Annotated in this window: 10 protein-coding genes; 6 read left to right on the top strand and 4 right to left on the bottom strand. The window is 73.8% G+C overall.

The window, feature by feature from the left end; genetic code table 11:
- A partial coding sequence (locus tag AC13HU_RS26060; RefSeq protein WP_483044388.1) for a peptidoglycan-binding domain-containing protein occupies window positions 1–600 on the top strand: 600 nt, incomplete at its 5' end.
- 85 nt (window positions 601–685) lie between these two features.
- On the opposite strand, the gene AC13HU_RS26055 is transcribed toward AC13HU_RS26060, so the two are convergent.
- Window positions 686–1,297: a hypothetical protein gene (locus AC13HU_RS26055; protein ID WP_483044387.1), complete on the bottom strand. Its 612-nt coding sequence runs from the start codon at window positions 1,295–1,297 to the stop codon at window positions 686–688.
- Window positions 1,298–1,588: 291 nt separating this feature from the next.
- Between AC13HU_RS26055 and AC13HU_RS26050 the strand changes: the two genes are divergently transcribed.
- The 3 genes from AC13HU_RS26050 to AC13HU_RS26040 all read left to right on the top strand — a co-directional run bounded on the left by AC13HU_RS26050 (window position 1,589) and on the right by AC13HU_RS26040 (window position 3,727).
- Window positions 1,589–2,260, top strand: a complete 672-nt coding sequence (locus AC13HU_RS26050; RefSeq protein ID WP_483044386.1) for an HAD-IA family hydrolase — start codon at window positions 1,589–1,591, stop codon at window positions 2,258–2,260.
- A 165-nt stretch (window positions 2,261–2,425) separates the two neighbouring features.
- Window positions 2,426–2,755 (top strand): CU044_2847 family protein, encoded by a 330-nt coding sequence (locus tag AC13HU_RS26045; protein ID WP_483044385.1) that lies wholly within the window; start codon window positions 2,426–2,428, stop codon window positions 2,753–2,755.
- Between the two features lie 615 nt (window positions 2,756–3,370).
- Complete coding sequence (locus AC13HU_RS26040) at window positions 3,371–3,727, top strand: DoxX family protein (RefSeq protein ID WP_483044389.1); 357 nt, start codon at window positions 3,371–3,373, stop codon at window positions 3,725–3,727.
- 88 nt (window positions 3,728–3,815) lie between these two features.
- Here AC13HU_RS26040 and AC13HU_RS26035 read toward each other — a convergent pair whose 3' ends face one another.
- The gene (locus tag AC13HU_RS26035; RefSeq protein ID WP_483044384.1) at window positions 3,816–4,664 is read right to left on the bottom strand and encodes a helix-turn-helix transcriptional regulator; all 849 of its coding nucleotides are present in this window, start codon (window positions 4,662–4,664) and stop codon (window positions 3,816–3,818) included.
- 145 nt (window positions 4,665–4,809) lie between these two features.
- Between AC13HU_RS26035 and AC13HU_RS26030 the strand changes: the two genes are divergently transcribed.
- Window positions 4,810–5,589 (top strand): NAD(P)H-dependent oxidoreductase, encoded by a 780-nt coding sequence (locus AC13HU_RS26030; protein WP_328463609.1) that lies wholly within the window; start codon window positions 4,810–4,812, stop codon window positions 5,587–5,589.
- 64 nt (window positions 5,590–5,653) lie between these two features.
- Here AC13HU_RS26030 and AC13HU_RS26025 read toward each other — a convergent pair whose 3' ends face one another.
- On the bottom strand, window positions 5,654–6,277 hold the full coding sequence (locus tag AC13HU_RS26025) for a TetR/AcrR family transcriptional regulator (RefSeq protein ID WP_483044383.1): 624 nt from the start codon (window positions 6,275–6,277) through the stop codon (window positions 5,654–5,656).
- Window positions 6,278–6,488: 211 nt separating this feature from the next.
- On the opposite strand from AC13HU_RS26025, the gene AC13HU_RS26020 reads away from it, so the two are divergent.
- Window positions 6,489–7,478 (top strand): alpha/beta hydrolase family protein, encoded by a 990-nt coding sequence (locus AC13HU_RS26020; protein WP_483044382.1) that lies wholly within the window; start codon window positions 6,489–6,491, stop codon window positions 7,476–7,478.
- A 3-nt stretch (window positions 7,479–7,481) separates the two neighbouring features.
- Here AC13HU_RS26020 and AC13HU_RS26015 read toward each other — a convergent pair whose 3' ends face one another.
- Window positions 7,482–7,997, bottom strand: coding sequence for a hypothetical protein (locus AC13HU_RS26015; protein ID WP_483044381.1), 516 nt, complete (start codon window positions 7,995–7,997; stop codon window positions 7,482–7,484).
- Window positions 7,998–8,036 lie beyond the last annotated feature (39 nt).

Below are 8,036 nucleotides of genomic sequence, written 5' to 3'. Positions count from 1 at the left end.
GAGCAGGGCGGCAGCGAGCGAGCCCTGCCCGACCAGTCCTCGTCGATGCCGGACGTGGTGCTGCCGACGGACGCCACGCAGGCCACCACGTCGACGGCCCCGGCCATGACCGGCCGCACCGCCCCCACCACCACGACCCGCACGGCGAGCCCGTCGGCCACCCCCTCGACATCCGCCACCACGCCCCCGCGCACCGGCGACACCACCACGCCCGCCGGCCCGTCCACCACGTCGGCGCACGCGTCCGGGTCCACCTCGGTCGCGGCCGGCAACCCGTCGAGCCCGGCCGACCCCACCACCGGCTCGGGCTCGGGCACCGACACCTCCACGCCGCCCGCGGGCAACCCCGCGCCCCCCTCCACGCAGGTGCTCCAGCTCGGCGACACCGGCCCGGCCGTCGCCGACCTCCAGCAGCGGCTCAGCGAGGTGTGGGTCTACGCCGGGCCGATCAACGGCGTCTTCAACAGCCAGGTGCAGCTGGCGGTGGCCACCTTCCAGGTCTGGTACTGGGTCACCGACGCGTCCGACGGCGACCACAACGGCGTGTACGGGCCCAAGACGCGCGCCGCCCTCGAACGGCAGACGCAGGGCGACTCGTAGTACCGCGAACGGCACCACGGCGGACGGCACACCACCGGGTCGGCGGGCCCTCCGTACCCTCGCGAAACTGGCGGAACTGGCGGAACTAGGCCCGCCCGGGCGCCGTATCGGCGGGTCCGGCCTGGTCCACGTACTGGAGCAGGCCCCACGTGAAGTGCGCGACCACCCGGCCGCCGGTCAGCGGGTCGGTCAGCGCCAGCCGGGCCCGGGACGGCGCGTCGGACGGCAGCGGGGCCGCCGGCGGGAAGGCCCGGGCCGCGTCGTCCACGGTGCACGACCACGGCGTCAGGTCCGCGATGGCCGCCGGGCGGGGCGGCTCGGCCCCCGGCGCGCGCACCAGCCACTCGTTGACCACCGCCCCGGCGCCACCACCGCCCGCACCGGGCAGCGTGACCACCTCGAACCTCAACTCCGGCCACAGCGGTACCGGCCACAGCGCCGCCCGCAGCGCCAGGTCCCCGGCCCGCTGCTCCCGTACGGCCTCCGGCGGCCCGAGCGCCGTACGGTAGCGGGCCTCACCGCGCGGGAACGTACGGCTGTGCAGCCGTGCCTGCCAGCGGCGGTTCGCCTCCCGCAGGTCGGTGTGGTTCGCGCCCAGCGTGCGCAGCGCGTCGTCGACCAGATCCGGCTGGTGGTCGGCCATCCGCCGCAGCAGCACGAGCTGGAACTGGAGCGGCCCGAAGGGTTCTGTGGGCATGCGGCGAGTCTAGGGCGGCGGGGGTGGGGGCTGGCGCAGCCGCCACATCTTTTGTATCGTGATGGAACAAAGTGGTTCCGCCCGCTTACCCTGACCGGCGGGCGGGACCACGGAGTAACGAAAGTTACCGTCGGGGGCGGTCGCAACGGCACCAGCCGAGGCGGCCGCCCCCGCACCGTCCATACGGTCATGTGCGGCCGCGTACGACTGCCTACGGCTACGTGCGACCGCGTACTGCCGCGCAGAACGCAACCTCGCAACTTCGCAACTTCGCACCCAGGGAGCACTTTCATGACGCCGTCCGCCTCGTCCGCCGAGTTCCGCGCCCGCGCGCTGCTGCTGGACATGGACGGCACCCTGGTGAACTCCGACGCGGTCGTGGAGCGCTGCTGGCGGCGCTGGGCCGAGCGCAAGGGGCTCGACCCGGTCCACGTGCTCTCGATCGTGCACGGCCGCCAGGGCCACGCCACGATGGCCGTACTCCTCCCGGACCGGCCGGTCGCCGAGAACCTCGCCGAGAACGCGGTGCTCCTCGCCGAGGAGACCGCCGACACCGACGGCGTGGTGCCCATCCCCGGCGCCCCCGCCTTCCTCGCCTCCCTCCAGGGGCACCCGCACGCCCTCGTCACCTCCGCGAGCATCGACCTCGCGCAGACCCGTATGAACGCGGCCGGCCTTCCGCTCCCGCCGGTCCGGGTCACCGCGGAGTGCGTGAGCGCCAGCAAGCCCGACCCCGAGGGATTCCTCAAGGGCGCCGCCGAACTCGGGTTCGCCGCCGAGGACTGCCTCGTCTTCGAAGACGCCGAGGTCGGCATCGCGGCGGCCCGCTCCGCGGGGATGCGGGTCATCGGCGTCGGCCCCCGCGCGGCCGCCCACCGGCCCAGCGCACACGCCCCCTCCCTGGAGCACGTGACCGTGCGCCCCGCGCCCGGCGGCGGCCTCATGGTGACCGTCACCGCGTGACCGCTACCGCCTGACCGCGGGCGCCTGACCGCGGGCGCCGATCCCGGGCGAAGCCACGCCGGCCGCGGGCGGAGGGCTGCCGGGACTCATACGGACGAACCTCCCGCGCCGCGCGGCGGCTCTATCGTGGAAACCCGGAGAGTCGGCACGGTTCGGGTGGGGGACATGCGACAACTGGTGGAGGTTCAACTCCCGGACGGACAGGCGATCTGGGCCCGGATCGAATCCCCCGGCGGACCGCAGGACTCCGGCCTCCTCGACGGCGGCGCCCGAGCGCTCCGCGGGTTCGAGACGACGCTGCGGACGGTGGCCACCAACGTCCGCGACGCCGTGGGACAGGCGGCCCCCGACAAGGTGAGCGTGGAGTTCGGCGTCGAACTCGCCCTCGGCAAGGACGGCTTGGTGGCCGCGCTGGCCGGGACGAGCGGCACCGCGGCGGTCAAGGTGACGCTCGAGTGGGGCGGCGAGCAGCCGGGCGCCGGGGCGCCGCAGTGACCGGGACCCGCTTAGCGGTGCGGTCGAACTGCCTTTGCGGACACCGCAGTTGACGTACCCGAGGTCCAGGTAGCCGGCGGTGCAGACCGCCACCATCGCGAGCGTGGCCAGCGGCCACCTGCGGCGCAGCGCCAGGACCAGCGCAGCCGTCACGAACAGCGCGAAGCCCCGGGCGTCGATGGGCACCTCCGCCCGCTGCGGGCTCCCCTCGAACCCCGTGCCGACGGCTCCGGCGACGGCGATCACGACCGCCGTCACGGCGTCGCCCAGCAGCGATCCGCTGATCCTCGTACGGCCCGCGCTCCCCTGCCGCCGGCTTCCGATCGGTACCGCGACCACCCGCGCCGTCTCCTCTCCCCCGCCCCGTTGTCCCCAACCTGCTCAGCATGGTCCGGGCGGAGCCGGGCCGCGTCCGCCCAGGGCGGCATCCGCACTACGCGGATCGGAGTACGTCCCGGAGCACGTCCTGGAGTACGCCCCGGAATACGCGGGGCCGCCCACCGCCGGGCCGATGTCACAGATCGGGGCGCCCGCCGGTCGTTCAAGGCAGTGGCACCCCGCGACGGAGTGCCCGGCAACCTCATCGCCCGGCTCGCAGCACAGAACGGAGAGAATGTGTTCGCCGCTTACGTCACGGTCACCATCCTCGGTGTGGTCTTCAACGGCGCCGCCGCCGTCACCTACCTGATCGGCCACGAATACCCCAAGACCCAGGCGGACATGAAGGGGATAGCCCGCAAGTGGGTGCCGGTGCTGGGCATGTTGCTGGCGGCGGGCACCGTGGGGCTGGCGGCCGGGTTCGCCGTGCCGCTGCTGGGGACCCTCGCCGCCTGCGGCCTCGTGCTGTACTTCATCGGCGCGATCCTCGCCCATCTGCGGGTGGGCTCGCGGAACATCGTGGGCGGGATCGTGTTCCTCGCCACGGCGGTGGCCGCCCTGACCCTCGGCCTGGCCGACCACGGACCCTGGTGACCGGGGAGCCACGCCCAGCGCGTGCCCTGCCCGTGCCCCGCGTGCCCCGCGCGCCCCGCGCGCCCCGCCGCGGGCGGACGCCGTCCGGCTACTCCCGGACCTCGGCGTCCACCAGCGGCCGCACGTCACCGCGGTCCGTGCCCAGGCCCGCGAGCAGGCGCAGCCCGTCCTCGGAGGGGCTGCCGGGGGCCGCGGTCAGCACCAGCAGCTCCATGCCGGACGCGTCGGGCAGCGAGAAGTTCTCCTGGTGCAGGTCCAGCAGTCCGACCAGCGGGTGCCGGTACGCCTTGCGTCCGTGCGTGCGGGCGCGCACGTCCGCGCGGGCCCACAGGCGCCGGAAGCGGTCGCTGCCCATCGCCAACTCGCCGATGAGCGAGGCCAGGCGGGGGTCGTCGGGGTACTTTCCCGCGGCCAGCCGCAGGTGCCCGACCACGTCCACGGTGCAGTCCTCCCAGCCCGCGTAGAGACCGCGCTCGGCCTCCTCCAGGAAGATGTGCCGGGCGGTGTTCAGGCCCGCCACCGGCCGGCCGTAGAGGAGGCCGGCCAGGCGGTTCCCGGCGAGCACGTCCATGCGGTGGTCCACCAGCAGCGCGGGCGCGTCGCCGACCAGGTCGAGGACGCGCAGCAGTTCGGGCCTGACCCGTCCGCCGGGCGCCTTCGCGCGACGGCGGCGCTGCCGGGCCAGCCGGCACAGGTGGTCGCGTTCGGTCTCGTCGAGGCCGAGGACGCGGGCGAGCGCGTCGAGCACCTGCAGGGAGGGCTGGGTCGCGCGGCCCTGCTCCAGGCGTACGTAGTAGTCGACGCTGACGCCGGACAGGTGCGCGACCTCCTCGCGGCGCAGCCCCTCGACCCGGCGGCGGCTGTCGGTGGCGAGGCCGAAGGCCGCCGGATCGACCCGGGAGCGCCGGGTCCGCAGGAAGCCCGCGAGATCGTCCATGGCTCCCAGTATGGCCTCGGCGGCGCCGCGCGAAGGTGGTCCTGCCGATACCAGGAAGTCCCGTCCGACGGAAGCGGCGCCCCTGAACAGCGGGCGCCGCGGTGTCCAGAATCGAAGGCACCCACCCGATCCGAAGGAGTCCCCCGTGAAGACGCTGATCGTCCACGCCCACCCGGAGCCGAAGTCGCTCAACGGCTCGCTGAAGGACCTCGCGGTGTCCACGTTGGAGAGCGCCGGTCACGAGGTGCTGGTGAGCGACCTCCACGCGATGAACTGGAAGGCGGTGGTGGACGCCGCCGACTACGGCCCGCACGCCTCCAGCCCGCTGAAGGTCGCCCGCGACTCCGGCCGGGCCTTCGACGCCGGGGCACTCGGCCCGGACGTCCGCGCCGAGCAGGAGAAGCTGCTGTGGGCCGACACGGTCATCCTCCAGTTCCCGCTGTGGTGGTACTCGATGCCCGCCATCCTCAAGGGCTGGGTGGACCGGGTGTTCACCTACCACTTCGCGTACGGCGTCGGCGAGCACAGCGCCACCAAGTACGGCGAGCGCTTCGGCGAGGGCTCCCTCGCGGGCAGGAGGGCGCTGCTGTCGGTGACTGCCGGCGGCCCGGAGTCGCACTACGCCGCGCGCGGGATCAACGGCCCCATCGACGACCTGCTGTTCCCGATCCAGCACGGCATCCTCTACTACCCGGGCATCGAGGTGCTGCCGCCCTTCGTGCTGTACGGCACCGACCGGATGACCGACGAGGAGTACCCCGACGTCGCCCGAGCCTGGCAGCAGCGGCTGCTCACCCTGGAGACGACCGAGCCGATCGCGTTCCGGCGGCAGAACTTCGGCGACTACGAGATCCCGTCGCTGCACCTGAAGGAGGGGCTGGAGCCCGCGGGCCGCACGGGTTTCGGGCTGCACGTGGGCAACTGACGCGAACGGGTGCGGCCTCCGCGGCGCGGACGCGGTCGGGGCATGCGTCAGTGCGCGGCGTGCGTCAGTGCGGGGCGGCGCGGAGGCCGTTGACGAGGAGGGCGATCAGGCGGCGCGGGTCGTAGCCGGGGTCGCTGTCCGCCCCGACGCACAAGTTGCCGACGCCCCGCATGAGTTCGAGCCCGTCCAGGCGGTCGGAGCCGTCGAGATCGGCGCGGATATCGCCGTGTTCGGCGGCGGCGTCGAGGAGTCGGTCGCAGACGGGGGCGAGCCGGTCGACGAAGTGCGCGTGCAGCGCGTCGAACCCGGGGCTGTCGGGCCGCAGGACGGCGGCGAGCCCGTGCTTGGTGACGAGGAAGTCGACGAAGAGGTCGATCCACTGCCGCAGGGCGTCGTACGGGGTGGCCGCGCTCGCGAGAAGCGCGGGGCCGGCGGCGGCGCAGGCGTCGACCTGGTGGTGGTAGACGGCGACGATGAGGTCCGCGCGGGTCGGGAAGTGGCGGTAGACGGTGCCGACCCCGACCCCGGCCTTCTCCGCGATGGCGCGTACCGGCGCCTCGACGCCGGAGGCGACGAAGACCTCGGCGGCCGCGTCCAGCAGGGTCTGCTGGTTGCGCCGGGCGTCCTTGCGCCTGGACCCGGCCGGTCCGCTTCCCGTGCCGTGCGCGCTGCCGTCCACGTCGTCCACCGCGTGATCCTCCCAGGAGCTTGCAAAGCGGAACGTCGCTCCGTATCGTTGGCGGAGCAAGGTTCCGTTTCGTGCATTGTGGCAGATCAGGGGCCGGCCACCAAGCCGTCCCGCGCCGCGGCACGCCCTCCTCGCGCTCTCGCTCCCGCCCGGCAGGACCCGCGGCGCCACACCGGCCGCCCGCCGGGCGCATCGAACGGAAGGCAGCTCCATGTCCGACCCGACCACTGCGACCATCTCGACCCCATCAGCCACTTCAGAAACTTCAGGCACTTCTGGCACCTCTGGCACCTCTGGCGTATCCGCGACCGTGATATCCGTACGGCCGGTCGTCCTGCCCGCCGCGCCCGAGCGCGGCGAGGACCTCCAGGTCCGCGTCGCCGCCCCCGCCGACGGCCACCACCTGCCCGTCGTCGTCTTCTCGCACGGCTTCGGCGAGTCGATGAACGGCTACGCCCCGCTCGCGGACTTCTGGGCCGCCCACGGCTTCGTGGTCCTGCAACCCACCCACCTCGACTCCCGCACCCTCGGCATTCCCGCCGAGGACCCCCGCACCCCCCGCATCTGGCGTTTCCGCATCGAGGACCTCACCCGCGTCCTGGACGGGCTCGACCTGCTGGAAGCCGCCGTGCCGGGCCTCGCCGGGCGCGTCGACCACGACCGCGTCGCGGTGGCCGGCCACTCCTGGGGCGCCCAGAGCGCGAGCACGCTGCTCGGCGCCCGCGTCCTGGACTCCGCCGGGGTGCCCGGCGAGGACATGACCGACCCCCGCGTCAAGGCCGGCGTCCTGTTCGCCCTGACCGGTCTGGGCGACGAGCTGACCCCGTTCGCCGCCGAACACTTCTCCTTCATGCGGCCGTCCTTCGACGCCATGGCCGCACCGGCCCTCATCGTGGCCGGCGACCACGACCAGTCCGCGCTGTCCACCCGCGGCCCCGACTGGTTCACCGACCCCTACACCTACAGCCCGGGCGGCAAGAGCCTGCTCACGCTCTTCGGGGCCGAGCACTCGCTCGGCGGCATCAACGGGTACGAATCCACCGCCACGACGGACGAAAACCCGGCCCGCGTCGCGCTGGTCCAGCGGCTCAGCACGGCCTTCCTGCACAGCGCGCTCCGCCCCGAGGACACCGGCTGGACGGCAGCGGCCGCCGCCCTGGCCGAAGACCCCAGCCCGCTGGGGACGTTGGAGAGCAAGTAGGCGTCAGCAGGACCCGCCACCGTCGAGATAGCCCACCAGGTAGTTCTGGTAGGGCTGGTACGCCTTGTGGACGACGGCGGGGTCCACCAGCCAGGCGTCGTACGCGCGGGTCTGCGCCGCGTCGGCGCCGTCGACCAGCCGTCCGCTCGACGGGTCGAGGAACGCCCGGCCCGCGCTGAACCGCTTGGCATAGACCTCCGGTTGCCCGGACGTGGTGGTCTTCGGGTGCGCGGGATCGGCGACGGCGGGGAAGCGCTCGCCGTTGACGACGAAGCCGGCCACCCGCTCCTCCCACGAGTCCAGCACGAGACTGTCGCAGGAATCGGCCTTGGCGGGGTCGGGTGCGGCCCGCCGCACCGTGGTGACCAGACTCTGCCGCGACTTCAACGACTCCAGCGCCGAGTCGGGCGTACGGGAGGGCGCGGGCTTGGGCGCCGCGTGCCCTCCCCCGCACCCGGTCAGCGCGGCCGTCACGGCAGCCGCGACGGCGATGAGCGGGACGACCGATGATCGGCGCACGATCGGCTCCCCCCGGAGACGTGGGGCGCAGCCTAACCC

Source organism: Streptomyces sp. NH27, assembly GCF_056859195.1.
The sequence above is the reverse complement of the archived record's forward strand: the minus strand, read 5'-3'. Positions and strand labels throughout refer to the sequence as shown.

Coding starts and splice junctions, on each gene's coding strand:
- AC13HU_RS26055 (WP_483044387.1), bottom strand. CDS start 1,297: ATGCCCACAGAACCCTTCGGGCCGCTCCAGTTCCAGCTCGTGCTGCTG.
- AC13HU_RS26050 (WP_483044386.1), top strand. CDS start 1,589: ATGACGCCGTCCGCCTCGTCCGCCGAGTTCCGCGCCCGCGCGCTGCTG.
- AC13HU_RS26045 (WP_483044385.1), top strand. CDS start 2,426: ATGCGACAACTGGTGGAGGTTCAACTCCCGGACGGACAGGCGATCTGG.
- AC13HU_RS26035 (WP_483044384.1), bottom strand. CDS start 4,664: ATGGACGATCTCGCGGGCTTCCTGCGGACCCGGCGCTCCCGGGTCGAT.
- AC13HU_RS26020 (WP_483044382.1), top strand. CDS start 6,489: ATGTCCGACCCGACCACTGCGACCATCTCGACCCCATCAGCCACTTCA.